The 22393-nt window shown below is 61.7% G+C and carries 19 protein-coding genes; 1 reads left to right on the forward strand and 18 read right to left on the reverse strand.

Translation table 11 applies throughout. The features are described from left to right. Positions 1 to 31: 31 nt before the first annotated feature. The 16 genes from HMPREF2605_RS07605 to pyrR all read right to left on the reverse strand — a co-directional run bounded on the left by HMPREF2605_RS07605 (position 32) and on the right by pyrR (position 19946). Positions 32 to 1990 (reverse strand): ComEC/Rec2 family competence protein, encoded by a 1959-nt coding sequence (locus HMPREF2605_RS07605; RefSeq protein ID WP_246826903.1) that lies wholly within the window; start codon positions 1988 to 1990, stop codon positions 32 to 34. Between the two features lie 170 nt (positions 1991 to 2160). Further along, positions 2161 to 3369: a ComEA family DNA-binding protein gene (locus HMPREF2605_RS07610; RefSeq protein WP_070847714.1), complete on the reverse strand. Its 1209-nt coding sequence runs from the start codon at positions 3367 to 3369 to the stop codon at positions 2161 to 2163. Positions 3370 to 3626: 257 nt separating this feature from the next. Next, on the reverse strand, positions 3627 to 4592 hold the full coding sequence (gene whiA, locus HMPREF2605_RS07615) for a DNA-binding protein WhiA (protein WP_005505961.1): 966 nt from the start codon (positions 4590 to 4592) through the stop codon (positions 3627 to 3629). Between the two features lie 108 nt (positions 4593 to 4700). Beyond that, a complete protein-coding gene (gene yvcK, locus HMPREF2605_RS07620; RefSeq protein WP_049345462.1) occupies positions 4701 to 5753 on the reverse strand; it encodes a gluconeogenesis factor YvcK family protein in 1053 nt (350 codons plus the stop codon). 108 nt (positions 5754 to 5861) lie between these two features. Then, complete coding sequence (gene rapZ, locus HMPREF2605_RS07625; protein WP_049362661.1) at positions 5862 to 6776, reverse strand: RNase adapter RapZ; 915 nt, start codon at positions 6774 to 6776, stop codon at positions 5862 to 5864. 340 nt (positions 6777 to 7116) lie between these two features. Beyond that, positions 7117 to 8523 (reverse strand): bifunctional phosphopantothenoylcysteine decarboxylase/phosphopantothenate synthase, encoded by a 1407-nt coding sequence (locus HMPREF2605_RS07630; RefSeq protein WP_070847717.1) that lies wholly within the window; start codon positions 8521 to 8523, stop codon positions 7117 to 7119. A 30-nt stretch (positions 8524 to 8553) separates the two neighbouring features. Continuing rightward, positions 8554 to 9012, reverse strand: coding sequence for a DNA-directed RNA polymerase subunit omega (gene rpoZ, locus HMPREF2605_RS07635; RefSeq protein ID WP_070847720.1), 459 nt, complete (start codon positions 9010 to 9012; stop codon positions 8554 to 8556). A gap of 266 nt (positions 9013 to 9278) precedes the next feature. Then, complete coding sequence (gene gmk, locus HMPREF2605_RS07640) at positions 9279 to 9836, reverse strand: guanylate kinase (protein WP_012903499.1); 558 nt, start codon at positions 9834 to 9836, stop codon at positions 9279 to 9281. Positions 9837 to 9877: 41 nt separating this feature from the next. Continuing rightward, entirely contained in the window at positions 9878 to 10258 is a 381-nt protein-coding gene (gene mihF / locus HMPREF2605_RS07645) for an integration host factor, actinobacterial type (RefSeq protein WP_070847723.1), read from the reverse strand. A 455-nt stretch (positions 10259 to 10713) separates the two neighbouring features. After that, positions 10714 to 11589, reverse strand: a complete 876-nt coding sequence (pyrF, locus tag HMPREF2605_RS07650) for an orotidine-5'-phosphate decarboxylase (protein WP_070847726.1) — start codon at positions 11587 to 11589, stop codon at positions 10714 to 10716. After that, positions 11589 to 14909 (reverse strand): carbamoyl-phosphate synthase large subunit, encoded by a 3321-nt coding sequence (carB, locus tag HMPREF2605_RS07655; protein ID WP_005505946.1) that lies wholly within the window; start codon positions 14907 to 14909, stop codon positions 11589 to 11591. The genes pyrF and carB overlap by 1 nt, the downstream gene beginning before the upstream one ends. Beyond that, entirely contained in the window at positions 14910 to 16097 is a 1188-nt protein-coding gene (gene carA, locus HMPREF2605_RS07660) for a glutamine-hydrolyzing carbamoyl-phosphate synthase small subunit (RefSeq protein WP_070847729.1), read from the reverse strand. A gap of 166 nt (positions 16098 to 16263) precedes the next feature. Beyond that, positions 16264 to 16803 carry a PH-like domain-containing protein gene (locus HMPREF2605_RS07665; protein ID WP_005508722.1) on the reverse strand — a complete coding sequence of 180 codons (540 nt, stop codon included), beginning with the start codon at positions 16801 to 16803 and terminating at the stop codon, positions 16264 to 16266. Positions 16804 to 16947: 144 nt separating this feature from the next. Next, the gene (locus tag HMPREF2605_RS07670) at positions 16948 to 18249 is read right to left on the reverse strand and encodes a dihydroorotase (protein ID WP_070847731.1); all 1302 of its coding nucleotides are present in this window, start codon (positions 18247 to 18249) and stop codon (positions 16948 to 16950) included. Positions 18250 to 18279: 30 nt separating this feature from the next. After that, complete coding sequence (locus tag HMPREF2605_RS07675) at positions 18280 to 19281, reverse strand: aspartate carbamoyltransferase catalytic subunit (protein WP_070847734.1); 1002 nt, start codon at positions 19279 to 19281, stop codon at positions 18280 to 18282. Further along, complete coding sequence (gene pyrR, locus HMPREF2605_RS07680; protein ID WP_070847737.1) at positions 19278 to 19946, reverse strand: bifunctional pyr operon transcriptional regulator/uracil phosphoribosyltransferase PyrR; 669 nt, start codon at positions 19944 to 19946, stop codon at positions 19278 to 19280. The genes HMPREF2605_RS07675 and pyrR overlap by 4 nt, the downstream gene beginning before the upstream one ends. Before the next feature lie 323 nt (positions 19947 to 20269). On the opposite strand from pyrR, the gene HMPREF2605_RS09590 reads away from it, so the two are divergent. Next, positions 20270 to 20992 carry a hypothetical protein gene (locus tag HMPREF2605_RS09590; RefSeq protein WP_070847739.1) on the forward strand — a complete coding sequence of 241 codons (723 nt, stop codon included), beginning with the start codon at positions 20270 to 20272 and terminating at the stop codon, positions 20990 to 20992. 369 nt (positions 20993 to 21361) lie between these two features. Here the strand turns inward: HMPREF2605_RS09590 and nusB are convergent, their stop codons facing one another. Both nusB and efp read right to left on the reverse strand, forming a co-directional pair. Further along, entirely contained in the window at positions 21362 to 21772 is a 411-nt protein-coding gene (gene nusB / locus HMPREF2605_RS07690) for a transcription antitermination factor NusB (RefSeq protein ID WP_005505934.1), read from the reverse strand. Then, positions 21772 to 22335, reverse strand: coding sequence for an elongation factor P (efp, locus tag HMPREF2605_RS07695; RefSeq protein ID WP_005505932.1), 564 nt, complete (start codon positions 22333 to 22335; stop codon positions 21772 to 21774). Before efp ends, nusB begins: the two co-directional genes overlap by 1 nt. Between the last annotated feature and the right edge of the window lie 58 nt (positions 22336 to 22393).

Below are 22393 nucleotides of genomic sequence, written 5' to 3' on the forward strand. Positions count from 1 at the left end.
TGGTTAGGGGTAGTCGGTCAGGGTTAGTCGGTTAAGACCGGGCGGGCTGATTGGGGCGCTGATAGGAGGGCGCGGTTTGCGGTACCACCCGCAAATACTGCCGGTGCGTGACCGCACGGTAGCGGCGCGCATCCACCCACCAGAGGGCAACGCTCAACGCCAGCACGCAGAGGGCGCTACACACCACCGCCGGCACGTTCGAACCGGGCTCCCACGGGTTACCCGGCGCGTGCGCGGCAGTGTGTGCCGCCCACTCGATGCCCTGCGCGGCAAGACCACCGGCACGCAGGCACAGATCCGCCGCAGTGGGCAGACCCAGGAGCATGAATCCGAGCGCCGCCAGCCCGGCGAGCATACTCAGCGGCGCCAAAGGAGCCGCAACCAGGTTCGCCGGAACCGAATAGAGCGGTACCTTACCGCTCATCGCCAAAATCAGCGGAGTGCACCACAGGGACGCCACAATCGGTGCGGCGAGCATTTCCGCGCAGAACACCGGCATGACGCGCATGAGCAGACGAATCAGCGGCGGGCCCAGCAGAATCAGCGCGGAGGTTGCCGTCACCGACAGGGCGAACCCCATATCCACGGCGAGGTGCGGGGCGGCAAGCAGACACATCAGCACCGTGGTTTGAAGAGCCGCAAGCGACTGGCGACCCGAACCGCGCAGCATCGCGTAAGCACCGAGCAGACCCATGGCGAGGGAACGAATCACGGAACCCTCAGAGTCCAGCAGCATGGCGTAGGCGAGCACCGCCGCAACCCCGCACAGCACCATGACGCGGTGCGGAATGGCGAGGGTGCTCAGCCGGTGCACGAGCGGCGGCAGGGTGTGGGCGTTTGGCGGGGTAGGTTGTTGAAACTGGGCAAGTTGATGGGGGTGGGCGGGGCGGCGAGAACGACCCGTGCCTCTCCCCCGCAACCGCTGCATCCAGGAACGAAGCAGCAGGTATGCGCTGGCGAGGCGGTACGGGCGAATCGCCAACACCAGCCGGTACGCGCCCAAAAACACAATGGCAATATTCGCCCCGGACACCGCCGTAATATGGCTGAGCCCGCTGAGCTTATAGTCCTCACGAGCGGTCGAACTCATCAGCGAATCATCCCCGTAGGCGGTGCCCAAAACCAGTGCCGCCGACTCCGTGCCGAGGGTGTCCAGGGCGCGGGTGCGCAGATGCTCCTTGAGCGTGGACAGGTACGGCTCCTCCGCGGCGCGAGTAATAGTGTTCGACCCGGCGCCGTAGGCGGGTGCGGGCATCGGGAAAATAGTTGCGCCGCTCAGCTTTGCCGTGGAGCCGTTGAACTCCACCGTGCCGAGAGCGGTCACCTTCATCCCCGGATAAATCGCCCGCGAGCGCGCGGCGCCGCTCCCCTGATGCTTAGCCGCAGAAACGCTACCAGCCGAGCTCGCCTCCGAACGTACCTCCGGACGCTGTGCAGCGCTCTTTGCCGAACCGTCACGCCGGTACACGCGCACCCGCTCATTCACGAGCGCACGCACGCTCCGCCCCTGAATTTCCTCCAGCTTAATGACCACCAGAGTAGTGCGCGGATCCACGCGGCGTACCTGCTCCACCGTGCCATTCAAACGAAGCGAGGCACCCTGCGCCTGCTGCAGGGTGGCGCGGGATGCATCCACCCCCGTAGCGCACAGAAGCACCGCCTGAACCGTCACGATACACGCCAGGAAAACCAGCTGACCGGTCGTGCGAAAGAGCAGGCTATAGGGCATCACCGCACGCGGCGGAAAGAACAGCAGAATCGCCAGGCACCCCAGTAGGGCAATGAGCACGCACGCCAGCGGATGCATCACCCGCCACGTGCCCACGGTCAGCGCTGCCGCGGTAAACACCCACAGCATCAGCACCGTGAACGTCAAGCGAAGGTCCAGGTGAATGAGGCTTCCCTGGGCGCGCAGCTCCTGCTCGTCGCGGCGGGTACGCCACCGTTCAGCACCGATGCTCCAACGGTAGCGGGCACGGTCATACGCCATAGCCAGCGACCGGGTGAGGCGCGAGGAGCCGGGAAAGAGCTCCCCTGTCTGCCACGCGCGCTTTTGCGGTGCGCTGGGTTTTTGCAGTGCAGCAGGCTTTCGCGCAGATGCCTGCTTGCCTCGCGAAGGGCGCCCCTGCGGCGTAGGCTCCCGGCGGTTCCATGCAAGCATTAGACCGTCACCAGCGGACGCAGGTTCTCCAGCATCGACGGGCCGATACCGGGCACCGCATCCAGCTCATCCACGCTGCGGAAACCGCCGTGCGCCTCACGCCAAGCAATAATGCGCTGAGCCATCGCCGGGCCAATACGCGGCAGGCTCTGCAACTCCTCAGCGGTGGCGGTGTTAATGTTCACCGGAGTTGAGCCCTTCTGTGCGCTCCCCGAAGCGGTCAGCGTGCGCGCAGGCTGAGGCTGAGCGGCATTATTCTGCGCTGCACCATTCGCCGCGTTACCCTGACCCGCATTCGCCGTGCCACCATTGGGCTGAATCTGCGCCGGAGCAGCCGTCTCACCGCGATGCGGCACATAAATCTGCACCCCGTCACTGAGCGCACCGGCAAGGTTCACGCGGTCCAGGTCAGCATCCGCAGCGGCACCGGAGGCGGCAGCAATCGCATCCACGGCACGACCCTGCGCGGGCAGAGTGTACACGCCGGGATTGTTCACGGCACCCGCCACGTGCACCCGCACGGTAGCCTCACCGGAGGCGCCACCCTGCGCGGATTCACTCGGATGAGCACTCGGCTGAGCACTAGCTTGCGTGCCGGGGCTCTGCTGGGCACCCACCGCCTGCACCGACTCAGCGGATGCGCCCGGGGAGGCGACCTGCTCGGCACGCGGCGCCGCCGAAAACTGGGTCACACCCCACACCACGGCAACCAGCGCCAACACCGCCACCAGAAGCAGCACGCGCGGCGAAAGACCCCAACGGGTGCTACGGGTGGTGCCGGGCTGATCGGCCTGCTCCCACTCCGCCCAGTCGTCCACCTCGTTCCAGTCGGGCTGCTGATCCCAATCAGCCCAGCCGTTCGACTCCGGGCGGGATGCCGCGGGCTGGCTAGTGCCGGACTGGCTGGTAGGTGCGGGCTGGTTAGCCTTGGGTTGAGAGGTTTCACCCTGCTGTGCCTCGGTATCTGTCTCCACCGAAGCTACCTCACCGGAAGGCACCTCCACCGGCGTTACCTCAGTGGAAATAGCCAGCGGCACGGTGTCCTCGGCATCCGGCGCACCGTTCTTGCGGGCGCGTGGGCTGCGATAGAGGCTGTTCATCAGGGAGCGGGCGCTACGCTGCGCGCCGCCCTGCTGGGGTACGTTGTCCTGTACAGCGCTCGGGTTCTGCAGGTGGTCCTGCTCGTGGTTGGGGGTCATGCTCGTCATACCCCTACCCTAGGCTCACGCGCGCGAACGCACGAGCGCGAACAAAGAACCTGTGGATAACTCCCCTCTCGCAACGAGAAAGAAGCTATCCACAGGCTCATTTTTGAAAAATATGCGGTTTTTGTTCAAAAACGGCGGGTTTGGGTTTGTCACAAAACCGTCACAAACACCTCAGCCACACGCCTAGACAAACACCTAGACACATGCCTCACCACACGCGCAGTCAGCCCCGCGCAAGACCAGAATCTAGTCCTCGCCTAGTCCTCACGCGGCAGCTCAGTACCCGGAACGCCCAGCTCCGAAGCACGCTTATCAGCCATCACCAGCAGGCGGCGAATACGGCCCGCAATCGCGTCCTTCGTCATCGGCGGATCAGCCAGGCGACCCAGCTCATCCAACGACGCATGCTTATGCAGTACACGCAGCTCACCGGCATAGCGCAGATGATCCGGCGCCTCATGACCCAGAATCTGCAGGGCACGCTCCACGCGGGCGCTCGCCGCAACAGCCGCCTGCGCGCTACGGCGCAGGTTCGCGTCATCAAAATTTGCCAGGCGGTTAGCGGTCGCACGAACCTCCTTGCGGGTGCGCGCCTCACGCCAGGTGGTCAGGGTGCCGGTCGCGCCCATACGCTCCAGCAACTGCGAAATCGTCTCGCCGTCACGGACCACCACGCGGTCGGTGCCGCGCACCTCGCGTGCCTTAGCGATAATGTCCAGGCGACGAGCCGCACCCACCAGCGCGAGCGCCGCCTCCGGGCCGGGGCAGGTAATCTCCAGGGAGGAGGAGCGACCCGGCTCAGTCAGCGAACCGTGCGCCAGGAACGCACCGCGCATGACCGCTTCGGCGTCCTGCAGGGAACCGTTCACCACAGCCGGCGGCAGGCCACGCACCGGACGGCCACGCAAATCCAGCAGACCGGTCTGGCGAGCCAGCGCCTCACCGCCGTGATCCACGCGCACAATGTAGCGGCCGCCTCGACGCAGGCCACCACCGCTGACGCTGGTCAGCTCAGAGTCGTGGCCGTAAATCTCCGCGATGGTGCGGCGCATGCGGTGGGCGGTTGCCTCGTGGTCGACCTCAGACTCCACCACGATTCGTCCCGAGACAATGTGCAGGCCTCCGGTAAAACGCAGAATCGTAGAGATTTCTGCCTTACGAGCAGAGACTTTCGTTGCCTCGTAGTTGGCGAGTTCGTCCTTGACGAGCGTGGTTAATGCCATGAACAGGTCCTTCTAGGCGTAGTGTTTAAGTCTAAAAATCAGGAAAAGGGGCGCACATAACAGCCAGCTCAAGCAACACACTTGAGCAGCAAACCCAAGCCAGTAAACCTAGGAGCTCAGCTCAAACGCTTCGTTATACGCAGCCGCAAGCTTCAGCGGGTCGTGCACATTCGGCTGGGAGCTCGAACGCAGATGCGCCCACACAACCTTCGCACCCATCGCAGAAGCCTCACGCTCCAGCTCGGAACGGTGATCAGCCTGCATGTCAGCGTCAGCAATCACCGCGTCAAGGTGAAGCTTCGGGGCGTACTGGCGCAACAAATCCAGGTGCGTTGCCGGGGTGAAGCCGACCGTCTCCTTATCGTCAGAGAGGTTCATGACCACGCAGCGGCGCGCCTCCGTACGGATAATTGCCTCACGCTGAGCGTCCAGCAGCAGATGCGGCAGAACCGACGTACGCCACGAACCCGGACCCAAAACAATCCAGTCGGATTCTTCAATAGCGGAGAGCGCCTCCGGGCAAGGACGCGCATTTGCGGGAGATAGACCAATATCGTGAACCCGTTCCTCCTTCGAGAGGTTCACCTGACCGACCACCTTCACACGCTCAATACCGCCACCGTTATGCTCACGCAGCACGGTGCCGTAAATGACCATCGGATCCAGCGCCATCGGCAGCACGCGGCCGCGCGCATTCAGCAGGGCACCCGCCCAGTCCAAACCGGCGACCGGGTCATCCAGCAGCTGCCAGAGAGTCGCAATCAGCAGGTTACCGAGAGCATGGTAATCCAGCGGGAACTCACCCTCGTAACCCTCGGGCGCGCTAAAACGATGCTGCATCACATCACGCCACGTGCGACCCCAATCGGTGTCATCACACAGCGCAGAAAGCGCCATACGCAAATCACCCGGAGGGAGAATACCCATCTCCTCACGCAAACGACCCGACGAACCGCCATCGTCAGCAACCGTCACAACAGCCGTCAAATCAGGCGTGACGTGGCGAAGCGCAGACAGGGAACCGTACAGCCCGTGGCCGCCGCCCATCGCCGTAACCTTCGGCGAACGGTGCGTGGTCTTCAACAGGCGCAAAGCCTGAGTCGGCAGAGCCGGCAGGCGCGGAATACCCTGAGTGTCATAACTGGTCGAATGGGTGGACATAGTAATACCTCACATACCCGGAAGGAATGGTATGCCGGCCCCACGGGTGCGGGGCCGGACGGCGGCTAATGAAACACGACGCGGTGGTTGGGACGCGCCGGGCGGAACTTACTCGCGGCCCTTGTCGCGGTGCTGAACATTCACGTTCAGCTCACCGAAAGCAGAGAGACGACGAGCCAGTTCTTCCGTCACAGCCACGGAACGGTGCTTACCACCGGTGCAGCCAATTGCGATGGTGGCGTAGTACTTGCCCTCACGGCGGTAGCCCTCAAGCACGGGGCGAAGAGCCGCAAGGTAGTTGCTGATGAACTCCTCGGTACCTGCGTGCTCCAGCACGTAGTCGCGCACCGGGGCGTCCTGACCAGTCAGGGGGCGCAGCTCCGGAACCCAGTGCGGGTTCGGGATGAAACGCATATCAGCCATGTAGTTAGCGTCCGAAGGCGCACCGTACTTGAAGCCGAAGCTCATCACGGTCAGGTTCAGCTTCTTATCCGCACCCTCAGCGAACATTTCACGCACGGTACGAGCCAGCTCGTGAACGTTCATGCCGGTGGTGTCAATGGTGCGGTCAGAAGCGAGGCGCAGACCTTCGAAGAGAGTGCGTTCAGCGCGGATACCGTCGAGGACGCGACCCTCACCCTGCAGCGGGTGCGGGCGGCGCTGAGCCTCGTAGCGGGCAATAATGGTTTCGTCCTTGGCGTCAAGGAAGAGCATGGAGAAGTCAATATCGGACTTGCGCAGAGTCTCAATCGCAGCGGGAAGATCGGAGAACAGTGCGCGGGCGCGAACGTCAATGCCGAGCGCCACCTTCGGAACTCGTGCACCGTCGCGGGTCACCAGCTCAGCCAGGGAACCGAGCATCTGCGGCGGGATGTTATCGATAACGTACCAGCCCTCATCCTCCAGCACGTTTGCGACAGTGCTGCGGCCTGCACCGGAAATACCGGTGATCACCAGAATCTGAGGACGCTCCTCACTCTGGGCGGGCTGTACCGTGGCGGGCTTGCTCTGATTCTCGGGCATGGTGCTTCTTCCCCTTCGACGCGAAATACTCTCTATGCCATGATACAAGACCTTTATCTGACGGTTCAGGGGTACGGTCAGAAATTTCACCACTATGACAGAAATAAAAACCGCTCCCCCGGCGGAAGCCGGAGAGAAAGAAAGCGGGGTCACATATCCCTGCGGATAATCCTCTCCAAGGGGTCTACAGAAGGAGGCGGGCGGCAGGGTCACGCAGGGTACAGCAAAGCCCGCACGGCACCTCCCACAGGAGGCACCGCACGGGCTTTGAAGATACGTAAGCGAGCGCGCACTAGCTGGGTAGCTACGCGGACGCGCCGGGATTCTCGCGCCAGGACTCTTAGGCAGAAAGCTCAGGCAGGAACGCCGCCACATGCTCCAGCAGGCGCACCGACAGCTCCTTCTTCGAACCGGAGAACACTGGCGCCTCATCAACAAGAGTCGACAGCAGCGTAATCGTGTTGTCGTCCGTGCCGAAGCCACGGTTCACGCCAACCGCATTGACCGCCAAGAAATCCGTGCCCTTACGCAGCAGCTTTTCACGGCCCAGCTCCAACGGCGTCTTCTCCGCCGAGCCGGTCTCCGCCGCAAAACCAACAATGAGCTTCGGACCGAGGACGCTATCCCCCGCCTCGCGAGCCTGCTGGCGGCGCACCACGACCTCACGCAGAATATCCGGGTTACGCACCAGCTGAATCACCGGCGCATCCTCAGAATCGGCGCTCTTCTTAATCTTGAACTCGGCAAACTCGGCAGGCCTAAAATCAGCCACCGCCGCAGACATGATCAGCACATCCGCCGCCGCGCTCGCCTCAAGGGTTGCCTCACGCAGCTCCAGGGCACTGACCACGCGGGTCACCTGCACACCCTCCGGCGCGGGAACCTCAAGGTTCGCACCAATCAGGTGCACGGTCGCGCCCAAGTCGCGTGCAGCCTCCGCGAGCGCCACACCCTGCTTGCCGGTCGAACGGTTGCCGAGGAAGCGTACAGGGTCCAGCGCCTCACGGGTACCGCCAGCGGTAATGACCACGAGGCGGCCGGACAGCGGACTACCCAGCGAACTGGATGCACCAGCCTGGCTGGGTTCAACCTGACCAAGCAGTGCCGAGGTCAGCGTCGCCTGCCGCGCCGCCGCCATACGCTCCTGTTCCGTACCCGTGTACAGGGGCTCAGTCGGTGCGTAACCGGGCGTGTACACCGGGTGCACCTGACCCTTCGGGAAGCGAGCAATCACGTCCAGTGCGACCGCGAAAATATCCTCCGGCTCAGGCATGCGACCGGGACCAGAATCCGGGCCCGTCAAACGCCCAATCGCAGGCTCAATCACGTGATAACCCCACGAGCGCAGAGTCTGCACATTCGCCTGAGTCGCCGGATGCTCCCACATCTGGGTGTGCATCGCAGGCGCCAGAATCACGGGCGCGTGCGTCGTCAACACGGTAGAGGACAGCAGATCATCCGCACGACCAGCCGCCAAACGAGCTAGCAAATCAGCGGTCGCCGGGGCAATCACCACAGCGTCAGCCTGTTCGGCCTGACGCACGTGGTTCACCTCCGGCACGCGGTCAAACACGTCCGTTGAGACGGGGTTGCCGCTCAGCGCCTCCAGAGTGGGAACACCCACGAACTTCGTCGCGTTCGGGGTGGGCATGGCGATCACCTCGTCGCCATTCTTCGCAAAAAGACGAAGGAGCATCGCCGCCTTATACGCAGCAATGCCCCCTCCAATACCAACGATAATGCGCATGGTACGTCAAAGAATCCTTGTAGAAGCAGATTACTCAGCGGACTCGTCGAGGATAACCTCTTCGATAGCAATAACCTCTTCGCTACCTGCGGGGATGTACTCCTCCTCGATAGCGCCAGAGAACTCAGCCGCGCTGAAATCAATCACAGCGGACAGATCCTCGGGAACGGGGTAGCCGTCCTCATCGAACTTAGCGTCCGGGTGGTGCTCCGCCACAACACGGTCAGCAATGATTTCACGCATTGCCACCGACAGGGACTTCTCATTCGACTCAGCGTCAACCAGCGGGCCAACGTGCGCAGCAGTATTGTCCTGCAGGTTAGCGTAGTACGCGTTGATCTGGCGGGCGCGGCGGGCACCGAAAATCACCAGGCCGTACTTGGACTCTGCCTTCTCGATCAGCGAGTCTGCGCTGGGGCTCACGATGCCCTCGGGAGCGACACCGTCAACGAAGTTGTAGTCCTCGTGTTCCTTGATTTCGTTTGCCACTAAAAACTCCAAATAGCTTGATGGAATGTACGTACCGAACACCCCCGCACACCGTTCGCGCTATGGCGCAAACCGGGCACACTGAGGGCACGGTCAAAACTAAAGAACTATTCTACCCTCTCAACGGCTAAAACGCACGTACCAGCCCAGACAAAAGGTGGGGGCCCGAAGAAAACTCTTCGAAACCCCCACCCTTCACAACGCCTCACGGCAGAACTACAGGTCGGAAGAAACTCTAGCCCCACCGCAAACGCAAAGCATGCAGATTAGGCGGCGCCAATCAGCTCAGCAATCTCCTTCGCTGCACGCTCAACAGTGTCGTTGACGACCGTGACGTCAAATTCCTTCTCAGCAGCCAACTCAACCTTCGCGGTTTCAAGGCGACGAGCTTGCTCCTGCTCACTCTCGGTACCTCGACCCACCAGACGCGACACCAGCTCATCCCAGCTCGGAGGAGCCAAGAAAATCAGGCGGGCATCCGGCATGGTCTCGCGAATCTGGCGAGCACCCTGCAGGTCAATCTCAAGGATCACCGGGCGGCCAGCGTCCAGAGCTTCCTGGACCTTAGCGCGCGGAGTACCGTACTTGTTCTTACCGTGCACCACAGCGTACTCAAGCATCTGACCGTCAGCAATCATCTGGTCAAACTCTTCCATCGAAACGAAATAGTAGTGAGTACCGTCAACCTCACCGGGGCGAGGATCACGAGTGGTAGCGGAAACAGAGAACCACACGTTCGGGTAGTTCTCACGAATGTACTGGCACACCGTACCCTTGCCAACAGCAGTGGGGCCAGCCAGTACGGTGAGAGTCGGCTGAGACATAGCTTCCTTACTGCGCCTTCATCGGCTGAAGGCACGAGGTATTAGGACTGAGAAGACTCGGAAGACTGACCAGCAGTCTTACGACGTGCACGGTTCAAATACCGCGAATTACGGTTGAAGTACTCCACCATCTTGCGACGCTGGTGTACACCAAGGCCGCCAAGGCGGCGAGTCGGTGCAATATGAAGTTCTTCAATGATGCGTTCAGCTCGAACGGCACCAATGCCCGGAAGTGCGCGCAGCATCTGCCCCACCGGCATTTTAGCCAGTGCAGGGTCGGAATCGACCATATCGAGCACCTGACGCACGGAAAGTTCACGGTCACTCAGTGCACGCTTAATTTCCTGGCGGTGTGCTCGGGCAAGTACTGCCTTCTCGCGGGCGGAGGCGCGCGCATCCTCAGTTAGCGGAGTCAGCGGCATGGTTGGGTCCCCCATTTCTGCGAGTTATAGAATTTTACTTATCAACTAATGTAACACGGATAGCACGAGAATCCTCGTTCCACCCGCGGCACTCACCCTCGCACCAACAATGCGTCTACGCACGTCAGCACGTAAATATCAGGGAGTACCCCTATAGCATAGCGGAGTATTCGCCCTATCAAAAGCGGAACCGCGGGTACGAGTCTTGACGGACGCCCACTCCCCCGCTACAGAGGTGAGCAAACTCCCATCGGCGCGGGTGCGCGGCTGCAAAAAATGCATCAGAATGTACCCGAAAATGGGGGCAAAAACGGCCAAAACCGTGGCGCTACCGGGGCAGAAATCGGGTACCGGAAACTGGATATCAGAACCTGGGCGCGCAAAAGGGGCGCGCACCCCGAGCAGATCCCTTACGGAACCCACCCAGAGCACACGCCCCTCACACAACACGCGGACTATGCGCCGCGAGCCGCCAACAGGTCATCACGAGCCGCCTGCGCAGCCTGCGCCAGGCCCTCAACCGAGGGACCAGCAGCCAGCACGCCACGGCTGGAATTCACCAGCACCTGCGACTCAACGCCCGCAAACACGCGGTACAGGTCAGCCGCCGAAGCACCCTGCGCACCGTAACCCGGCGACAGAATCGGGCCGTTGAACACGCTCAGGTCAATACCCAAATCAACCAGCGCCTGACCAACGGTCGCGCCAACCACCAGGCCGCACGGGCCCATCTGCTCCCACTCGCGGGAAGCATTCTCGGCGGTAGCCGCGGCAATAATACGCTTGGCCACAGCGCCCTCGGACTCGCCGGACTGACCAGACTCCGAAGCGCCCACGTGCTGAACGCTCTTGCCCTCGGGGTTCGAGGTCAGCGCCAGCACGAAAGTGCCGCGGTCATTCTGATCAGCCAAATCCAGCGCCGGACGCAGCGACTCAAAACCCAAGTACGGGCTCAAAGTCACCGAATCGGTACCCAGCGGCGACGAAGAGCCGAGCCACGCATCCGCGTACGCCTTCATGGTCGAACCGATATCGCCGCGCTTAGCGTCAGCAACAATCAGCACGCCATCAGCGGCAGCGCGGGCGAACAGCGCCTCCAGCACGGCAAGACCGGCAGAGCCGTGACGCTCAAACAGCGCCACCTGAGGCTTCAACGCCGCCGCAAACGGGGCGCAACCCTCATAGACCGCCTCAGTAAAAGCAGCCAGACCGGCAGCGGAATCCTCAAGACCCCACTGCTCCAGCAGGTTCGGATGCGGGTCAATACCCACACACAGCGGGCCGCGCTCCGCCATCGCCTTCGCCAGACGATCACCAAAAGCAACGGACATTACGCCTCGCCACCCTCGGAACGAGCATCCACAGCGGCAGCCAGCTGAACGCCGTGCTCCTGCAGGCTCATGATGTCCCAGCTGTGCTCACGCAGAGCATTAATCGCCTGAACAGCCGCAGCGAACTCAGAAATGGTAGTCATGACCGGGCATCCCACCGAAACCGCAGCAGCACGAATCTCGTAACCATCGCTACGAGCAGCACCACCAGCAGGGGTGTTCAGAATCAGGTCAATGTCACCGTTGCGGACCATGTCCACAATCGAGTGGTCGCCATTCGCCTCAGCGAACTTCGAAGCCACAATCACCGAGTTCAGGCCGTTACGGCGCAGAATCTCAGCGGTACCACCGGTCGAAACGATCTCAAAGCCCAGCGACTCCAGCATCTTCGCGTAAATAATGACGTTACGCTTATCGTGGTTAGCCACCGAAATGAACACCTTACCGGAGGTCGGTAGCGGCGAACCAGCACCAGCCTGAGCCTTCGCGAACGCGGTGTCATAGTGCTTATCCAGACCCATGACCTCACCGGTCGAACGCATCTCCGGGCTCAGCAGCGAATCCACCACAACACCCTCGGGGGTGCGGAAACGAGCGAACGGCAGAACCGCAGCCTTCACAGCAATCGCAGTTTCCTCAGGCAGGGACGCGCCATCCATGTTCGACGGCAGGTAGCCCTCAGCCTTCAGCTCAGCAATGCTCTTACCCAGACCAATCAGCACGGCAGCCTTAGCCATCTGCACGCCGGTAGCCTTCGACACGAACGGAACAGTACGAGACGCACGCGGGTTCGCCTCAATCACGTACAGGTTCTCAGACACGTACGCGAACTGAATGTTAATCAGGCCGCGCACACCGGTGCCGCGAGCAATCTTCTCGGTAGCGTCCTTTACCTTCGCGATGATGTCCGGGCCGAGAGTAATCGGAGGCAGAGTACAAGAAGAGTCACCCGAGTGAATACCGGCTTCCTCAATGTGCTCCATGACGCCGCCCAAGTACAGCTCCTCGCCGTCGAACAGGGCGTCAACGTCAATCTCGATAGCGTCCTCAAGGAACTTATCAATCAGAGCAGGCTGCGAGGGCGAAACCTCGGTAGCGTTCTCCAGGTAGCGTGCCAGGTTCGCCTCATCGTAGACGATCTCCATGCCACGGCCGCCCAGCACGTATGAAGGACGAACCAGAACCGGATAACCAATCTCATCAGCGATGCGCTTAGCACCCTCGAAAGTGAACGCGGTACCGTTCTTGGGCGAAATCAGGCCGCCCTCCTCCAGCACGCGGGAGAACTCGCCGCGGTCCTCAGCCAGGTCAATAGCCTCGGGGGTGGTGCCCAGAATCGGCACGCCAGCATCCTTCAGGGCACGAGCCAGCTTCAGCGGAGTCTGACCGCCCAGCTGCACGAACACACCCATCAGACCGCCGGTACGACGCTCCGACTCAACAATCTCAAGCACATCCTCAAGGGTGAGCGGCTCAAAGTACAGGCGAGTCGAAATATCGTAGTCAGTCGAAACGGTCTCGGGGTTGCAGTTGACCATGACGGTCTCGTAACCCAGCGAACGCAGCACCAGCGAAGCGTGCACGCACGAGTAGTCGAACTCGATACCCTGACCGATGCGGTTCGGGCCCGAACCCAGAATCATAATCGAGGGCTTCTCGTGGTGAGCAACCTCATCCTCCAGGTCGTAGGAGGAGTAGTGGTACGGAGTGAACGCCTCAAACTCGGCTGCACAGGTGTCAACAGTCTTGAAGACCGGGCGGATACCCAGAGCGTGGCGAACACCGCGCACGACATCCTCAGAAGAGCCGATAATCTCAGCAATCTGAGCGTCCGAGAAACCGTGACGCTTAGCCAGCTTCAAAGTCTCCGGGTCAAGGTTGTCACGCTTAGCGTGAACCACGCCGGCAACCTCATTCAGCAGCACCAGCTGATCCAGGAACCACGGGTCAATCTTGGTAGCCTCGTGCAGCTGCTCCACGGTAGCACCGGCCAGCAGAGCCTGCTGAACCTGGTAAATACGCTGAGTGGTCGGAACCTTAGTCTTCTCAATCAGCTCAGCCAGCTCAGCCTCAGACAGGGACAGCGGCTTGAACGAGAAGGACGCGCCCTTCTGCTCCAGCGAACGCATCGCCTTCTGCAGAGCCTCAGTGAAGTTACGGCCCAGAGCCATAGCCTCGCCAACACTCTTCATGGTGGTGGTCAGGGTCGGGTCAGCAGCCGGGAACTTCTCAAACGCGAAGCGCGGAACCTTCACAACCACGTAGTCGAGGGTCGGTTCGAAGGACGCCGGGGTCTTCTGGGTGATATCGTTCGGAATCTCATCCAGGGTGTAACCCAAGGACAGCTTGGTCGCAATCTTCGCAATCGGGAAGCCGGTAGCCTTCGACGCGAGCGCCGAGGAACGAGACACGCGCGGGTTCATCTCAATGACGATGATGCGGCCGGTCTTCGGGTCAATCGCGAACTGGATGTTACAACCACCGGTGTCCACGCCAACCTCACGAATCACGTTGATCGCGATGTCGCGCAGCTTCTGGAACTCACGGTCGGTCAGGGTCAGCGCGGGTGCCACGGTGATGGAGTCACCGGTGTGCACGCCCACGGGGTCGAAGTTTTCGATGGAGCAGACGACCACGACGTTGTCGTTGGTATCACGCATCATCTCCAGCTCGTATTCCTTCCAGCCGAGGATGGACTCCTCCAGCAGGACCTCGCTGGTCGGCGAGTACTGAATACCCGCACCGGCAATACGGTAGAGGTCTTCCTCGTTGTACGCCATACCCGAGCCGAGACCACCCATGGTGAAGGAGGGGCGGACCACCATCGGGTAGCCCAGCTCCTTAGCGGCTTCCAGCGCCTCCGGCATGGAGTGAACAATCACCGAGCGTGCAGACTCGCCGCCGGCGCGCTCCACCACGCCCTTGAATGCCTCACGGTCCTCACCAAGGTTAATCGCCTCAATGTTCGCGCCGATCAGCTCAACATTGTACTTGGAGAGCACGCCGCGCTCATCCAGGGAGATTGCCGCGTTCAGTGCGGTCTGACCACCCAGGGTCGGCAGGATTGCGTCCGGCTTTTCCTTCTCGATAATCTTCTCAATCACCTCGGGGGTGATGGGTTCAATGTAGGTGGCGTCCGCGAACTCGGGGTCGGTCATGATGGTTGCCGGGTTCGAGTTCACGAGGATGACGCGCACGCCCTCCTCCTTCAGCACGCGCAGCGCCTGAGTGCCGGAGTAGTCGAATTCCGCTGCCTGACCGATGACGATGGGGCCGGAACCGATGACGAGGACGCTATTAAGGTCAGTACGACGAGGCATTTATGCTTCCTTTGCAGTCTTGGTTGCGACCATCAGGTCGATGAAACGGTCAAAGAGGTAGGCGGAATCGTGCGGGCCCGCAGCAGCCTCGGGGTGGTACTGCACGGAGAACGCGGGGATGTCCTTACAGGTCAGGCCCTCAACCACGTTGTCGTTCAGACCCACGTGGGAGACCATGACCTGACCGAACTCGGCGTTCGGTGCAGTCACGTAGTCGCCAATCGGCGCGTCCACAGCGAAGCCGTGGTTCTGTGCGGTGATTTCAACCTTGCCGGTGGTCTTGTCCATGACCGGCTGGTTGATGCCGCGGTGGCCGAAGGGCAGCTTGTAGGTGCCGAAGCCCAGGGCGCGGCCGAGCAGCTGGTTACCGAAGCAGATGCCGAAGAACGGGGTGCCCTTACGCAGCACGCCCTGCAGCAGCTCAACCTGCTCGTCAGCGGTTGCCGGGTCACCGGGGCCGTTGGAGAAGAACACGCCGTCGGGGTTGTGGGAGTAGATGTCCTCGAGGGTTGCGCTTGCGGGCAGCACGTGCACGCGCACGCCACGCTCAGCGAAACGCTGCGGGGTCATCGACTTAATGCCCAGGTCCAGGGCGACAACGGTTGCGACCGGGGGTGCGAACCAGTTGAACTGGTGCGGCTCAACGGTGTAGGCGGTGTCAACCGAAACGGAGTCAGCGAGCTTACGGCCAGCCATCGGCTCGGAGGCGCGCACCTCCTCCAGCAGTTCAGCTTCGGGGCGTTCTGCGTGCTCACCGGAGAACACGCCCGCACGCATCGAACCGCTCGAACGCAGGCGGCGGGTCAGGGCGCGAGTGTCAATGCCCTGAATACCGACGATGCCCTGCTCGATGAGCTCTTCGTCGAGGGTACGCTCGGAACGCCAGTTGGATGCCACGCGTGCTGCGTCGCGAACCACGTAGCCGGCAACCCAAATCTTGCGGGACTCAGCGTCGGTGGTGTTCACGCCGGTGTTGCCGATATGGGGAGCGGTCTGAACCACAATCTGACCCGCGTAGGAGGGGTCGGTCAGGGTTTCCTGGTAGCCGGTCATACCGGTCGAGAAAACCGCCTCGCCCAGGGACGCGCCGGTTGCGCCGTAGCCGTAGCCGCGGTAGACGGTGCCGTCCTCCAGGACGAGCAGCGCGCGGTCCGTACGCAGGGCGCCGGATCGTGTCATGTCAGTCATGCTCTTCTTCCTTTTCTCTGGTGTTCTCCCCCGCTTCCTGTACGGCCTCTACCGTGCAAGTTCCGGGGTAGTCTATGGTGCCTTCGGCGGGGTTTTCGCCTGCCGTGGGGCAAAATCTATGGGTGTGGGTGCGCAGGGATATTGCGCCGGGATATTACACCGGGATTTAGGCTTCCGGTTCTGCCGCCCACTTCTCGGGCGCATCCACCGCGTTCGGGGCGATGCGGCGCAGCTCCCGCAGTACCGCCTGCTTGTCCTCGGCGTAGCGGGTGCGGAAGCCGGTCTGCACGCGGTGACCGTCCAGGGTCCAACCAATCACGACCAGGCCGTTCTTCTCCACAACCTTACCCGCCATACCGCGGTCGGTGGTGATGACTGCGAGCTTCTTCGCCGGAATCCACAGGTCCTTCGCGCCGTTACGGGTGAAGATGATGCTGTCCGGGTAAATCAGCAGGGTGGACTTGCTCTTAAATCCGAGCGAATCGAAACCCACACGGTCCAGCCAGTTACCGAAGATCGTGGTGCTGACGTACTCGCCCTCAAAAGCGGCGTCAGCGGTCATGCCCTCGTAGCGTTCGGGAACTTCCTTGAGGGAGCCGAACATGTTCGCCTGGCGTGCCAGGCGCGAGCGCCATCCGTGCCACATGCCGTAGATGCACAGGGCGACCAGGGCGATGCAGATGACGGCGGTCAGGAACTTTCCCACGAAGGTTCTCTCTTTCGGTTGGGGTCTCGGTCGATAATCTCGACCTGGGTTGGTGAGGTTGGGGGCGGTGCTCCCGGCGAGGCGGTGGCAGGCGTGAACCTACCACCGCCAGGCACGGTCACCACGTACGTTCGCCTCGCGGGTTTAGCGACGCGGGGTTGCCAGCTCGCCGTTCAGCACGGTCGGGTGGCCAGCGTAGAAGGTTGCACGGATCGAGCCGGGCACCTCCATGTCGCGGTAGGGGTTGTTCTTACCCTTGGTTGCCTGCTCCTCCGGCTTGATGACGCGGGTTGCCTTCGGGTCGACCAGCACAATGTTTGCCGGTTCACCTTCGGCAAGCGGGCGGCCCTGCTCGTGGTCCAGGCGACCAATCTTCGCGGGCTCCTCGGAGAGGATGCGCGCCACATCGCGCCAGGTAATCATGCCGGTGTCAACCAGGGTCATCTGGATGATGGACAGTGCCTGCTCCAGGCCGGTCATGCCGTTCGCGGCGCACGCCCACTCGCATTCCTTGGTCTCTGCCGGGTGCGGTGCGTGGTCGGTACCGATTACGTCGATGATGCCGTCAGCAACTGCCTGACGCAGTGCCATGACGTCCTCTTCGGTGCGCAGCGGCGGGTTCACCTTGAAAATCGGGTCGTAGGTGCGTGCGGTCTCGTCGGTGAGCAGCAGGTGGTGCGGGGTTGCCTCCGCGGTCACCTTCACGCCGCGGGACTTAGCCCAGCGCACAACCTCAATGGAGCCCTTGGTGGACAGGTGGCAGATGTGCAGCTTGGAGTCCAGGTGCTCAGCCAGCAGCACGTCGCGGGCAATGATTGCCTCTTCAGCGACGGCGGGCCAACCGGTCAGACCCAGGTCAGCGGACACCTTACCTTCGTTCATCTGGGCGCCTTCGGTCAGGCGCGGCTCCTGCGCGTGCTGCGCAATAACGCCGTCGAAGGTCTTGACGTATTCGAGGGCGCGACGCATCACTGCGGGGTCGTACACGCACATGCCGTCGTCAGAGAACACGCGCACGTTCGCGGTGGAGTTCGCCATGCCGCCAATGTCGGAGAGGCGCTCGCCCTTCAGGCCCACGGTCACTGCGCCGATGGGCTGCACGCGGCACCAGCCGGATTCCTTGCCGAGGCGGTCAACCTGCTCAACGACTGCGGCGGTGTCTGCCACGGGCATGGAGTTTGCCATGGCGAACACTGCAGTGTAGCCGCCCAGGGCTGCTGCGCGGGTGCCGGTCTCGACGGTTTCGGATGCCTCGTAGCCGGGCTGACGCAGGTGGGTGTGGATGTCGACCAGGCCGGGCAGCGCCACCTGGCCTGCCGCCTCGACGACCTGTGCATCTGCGGCGTCAATGTTCTCTGCGATGCGGCTAATCACGCCGTCCTCGATGAGGATGTCGGCGACCTTTTCGCCGTAGAGGCTTGCGCCCTTAATCAGGTACTTGCTCATGGTGTTGGTTCCTCTCGTTAGGAAGGTCGTTTAGGATTCGTCGCCGGCGTAGAGCTTGGCGCTGGAGCCGTCGGTCAGAAGCAGGTAGAGCACCGCCATGCGTAGCGCCACACCGTTGCTGACCTGGCGTAGGACCCAGGAGTTGGTGGCGTCGGCGGCTTCGGTGCAGATTTCCAGGCCGCGGTTCATGGGGCCCGGGTGCAGGATTGCGACTGGCTGCGGCTGCGCCTGCAGGGTTGCGAAGCGTTCGGCAGTCAGGCCCCACAGCTCGGTGTACTCCTCTGCGGAGGGGAAGTACGCGGCGTTCATGCGTTCCTTCTGGATACGCAACAGCATGACGGCGTCGGGGTTGGTGGCGATGGCTTCGTCGAAGTCGTGGAAGATTTCTACGCCGGCTTCTTCAACCCAGGAGGCGGTGTTCAGCGGCAGCAGGGTCGGCGGTGCGACGAAGACGACCTGCACGCCGAGGGTGGTCAGCAGCCAGAGGTTGGAGCGTGCCACGCGCGAGTGCAGGATGTCGCCGACGATGAGCACGCGCATACCGGACAGGTCGGTGCCGCGGGGGCTGTCGAGGCCGTCGCGTTCTGCCTTGTACTGGCGCAGGGAGACGGCGTCGAGCAGTGCCTGGGTGGGGTGTGCGTGGGTGCCGTCGCCCGCGTTGAGTACGGGGATGTCGGTCCATCCTGCCTCGGCGAGGCGCTGCGGTGCGCCGGATGCCGAGTGGCGGATCACGAACGCATCCGCGGCAATCGCCTTGAGGGTCTGCGCGGTGTCCTTGAGCGACTCGCCCTTAGACAGGGAGGAGCCAGATGCGGAGAAGTTGGTGACGGCGGCGCCCAGGCGCTTCTCCGCGGCTTCGAAGGAGAGGCGGGTTCGGGTGGAGTCCTCGAAGAAGAGGTTGACGACGGTCTTGCCGTTGAGCACGTTGAGGGTGCGGTTTTCGGCTTTGACCTGCGCCATGTAGTCGGCGACGTCAAGGATTTCGATGGCTTCTTCGCGGGTTAGTTCGCGGGTGTCGAGCAGATGCTTCATGAGAGCCCTCCCAGCTGGATAATGTCAACTCGGTCTGTTGCGTTGTCGGTTTCAGTCAGTACGACGCGCACGGTTTCGCTGGCGCTGGTGGGCAGGTTTTTGCCCACGTGGTCGGCGCGGATGGGTAGTTGCCGGTGTCCGCGGTCTACGAGGACCGCCAGGCGTACGAGGGCGGGCCGTCCGTGGGCGTTGAGCGCGTCGAGGGCGGCGCGTACGGTGCGGCCGGAGTAGAGGACGTCGTCAACGAGGACTACGGTTTTGCCTTCAATGCCGATGGTGGGCATGATGCTTTCCCCTGCGGTGTCTGGGGAGGTGGTGGTGCCGGTTCGCTGGTCGTCGCGGTAGGCGGTGATGTCCAGGGCGCCGATTCGTGTTTCTGCGTTGAAGTTCGGCTCGATGGCTTGGATGCGGGCTGCGAGTCGTACGGCAAGGGGCACGCCGCGGGAGCGGATGCCGATGAGTACGAGGTTTTCTACGCCTTTATTGGTTTCGATGATTTCGTAGGCGATGCGGGTGAGGGCGCGGCGGATTTCGTCCTCGCTGAGGATGGTGCGGCCGACGGTGGTCGCGTCCTCGGAGGTGCTTTGAGGGGTTGCCGAATGGGGGGCTGCGGTTAGATTTCGCCCCTGATTCGCGCCGGATGTGGGTACAGCTGACCCAGGCATAGCCGTCTCCTTCCCCGCCTCACGGGACGGATTTAAAGGTTTTGTGCTTCTAGTAGGGTACCACAGTTCACAGGCTACGTTCAGGTTCGGCGAGAGACCGCTCACGGTGAGAGGGAGACAGCGATGAGGCACGTACCGCATCCCTTATCTGCGCTGCAATAAGCAGGATCTCGACAACATGGACAAAAACTAAACCGGGGTGTGCGCTCTGCAGATGTATGTTAGGGTAATGACATCAACCGATAACATTCCGCTGAATTCCACACGTTGTTGCGTGGATAATTCTGCGGTTTACACAACCACACACCAGAAAAGAATTAACAATGATGTTTAACCGTACTTCTATTGCCGCACTTTCTGCGGCAATGATGCTCACCCTGTCCGCATGTTCCGGCGGCGCGCAGGTCAGCGCAGAATCGAGCGCTTCCACCTCCGCGAGCGCTGAATCGGCAAGCACTGAAGCTTCTGCAACCCCCACTCCTTCGCCCACACCGACGGGTTATGAGCCTGTGCTGATTCGTGCGAACGTTGATCTGGATAACCCGTCGAAGGAAGCAGCAGATGCGACCCTCAAGGCTTCATACGATGCGTTGGAACAGTACCGACGCGTTTGGAATGCATGGATGCATGGGAGCCTGGAGCACACGAGCGATGAAGAGCTGCTCCGATACGTGCATAAAAACTTCCTGGAAGACACAAAGGAAGAAGTGGAGAATATTCAAAAGTTCACAGAAGAAAACCACGGTCCTATCAAGGGCGAAATTGCCTTCAATAACATCGATCCAGTCACCTATGGAACCATGAACGACGATGGTTCTGTCTCATACAACACCGGCGCAACCATCACGTTCTGTGAAGACTGGAGCAACGTTCGCTCTGCTGAGGGTAAGAAATTTAAGGACCCGCAGCTAACGCGACGGGTCTTTGTTGTTCGCCGTTCTGAAGATAACGCGTTCGTTGTTATCAAGTCTGAGACCCTTCATGAGGGTTGCGGAGGCGAAGCAGACGCTACGAGCGAGGCGACCGCATCCGCTCAAAGCGAGTAGCTGATACTGCACGAGGCGCATACCGGGCACGCGGGGCGGGGGCTCCGTCCTCAAGGCGCTCAGCGCCGCAGAGGGGGCACTCCCCCGCCCCCGTTGTCCGGTGAAGCCTCGAACGTTACCCCTACCCACGGGCTCCGGTGAAGCCTCCACCGCTGCTACCAACAAACCCTGCGAGCGCATCCGCACCCAATACGGAACCCCATGCAGAACTGCACCAACCAAACGCAACCTAGACACAGAAAACCCCCGCCGTCCTGTAGCGAACTACAGTACGGCGGGGGTTTCACGTACGCTCCCCTGCGGGTGCATCCTCAACGGCGGCAAACCAACCAGTCATAAAAGCTGGCGAGCAGGCCGCGGCGAGACGTGTTACGCGAGCAGGGTCGGCTTCACCTGACGGAGCTTATCCAGCAGACCGTTCACAAACTTCGGAGATTCATTCGTGGACAGCACACGCGCCAGACCGACAGCCTCAGAAATTGCGACAGCATCCGGAACTTCGTCATTGTACAGAAGCTCCCAAGTGCCAATACGCAGCACGGCACGGTCCACGGCGGGCATACGCTCGAAGGACCAGTCACGGGCGTAAGTCTCCACAAACTCGCGGATCTCTTCGTCGTGGTCGCGAACACCACGAATGATTTCCTCAGAGTAAGCAGAAATCTGCGCTACCGTGTACAGTCGGCGGCGGCGGAGTACCTCAATATAATCTTCGTTGCGCTGATCCGCCTCGAAGAGCACTTCGAGGGCGCGCAATCGGGCTTTCGTACGCGAATTCATTAGTCGTTCACACGACCGAGGTACTCACCGGTGCGGGTGTCAACCTTGACCTTGGTGCCGGTCTCCAGGAACAGGGGAACCTGGATCTCGTAGCCGGTCTCAACGGTTGCGGGCTTGGTGCCGCCGGTGGAGCGGTCACCCTGCAGGCCGGGCTCGGTGTAGGTGATTTCGAGGACCACGGATGCGGGCAGCTCGATGTACAGGGGGCTACCCTCGTGCATTGCGATGGTTGCGGTCTGGGACTCGAGCATGTAGTTTGCTGCGTCGCCGACAACGGTTGCGGGAACGTTGATCTGGTCGTAGGTCTTCATGTCCATGAAGACGTAGTCGTCGCCGTCCTGGTACAGGTACTGGTAGTCGGAGCGGTCAACGGTTGCGGTTTCGATCTTAGCGCCAGCGTTGAAGGTACGGTCGACGACCTTGCCGGAGGTAACGTTGCGCAGCTTGGTGCGGACGAACGCGCCACCCTTACCGGGCTTAACGTGCTGGAACTCTACAACGGACCAGAGGTTGCCGTCAATCTTCAGGACGGCGCCGTTCTTAATATCGGTAGTGGATGCCATGGGGCTCTCCTTCGTGTCATCGACGCCCACGCCGTAGTGGTACCCGGCGCGGCGCTAA

This window comes from Rothia sp. HMSC065C03 (genome assembly GCF_001837295.1).
Taxonomy (GTDB): domain Bacteria; phylum Actinomycetota; class Actinomycetes; order Actinomycetales; family Micrococcaceae; genus Rothia.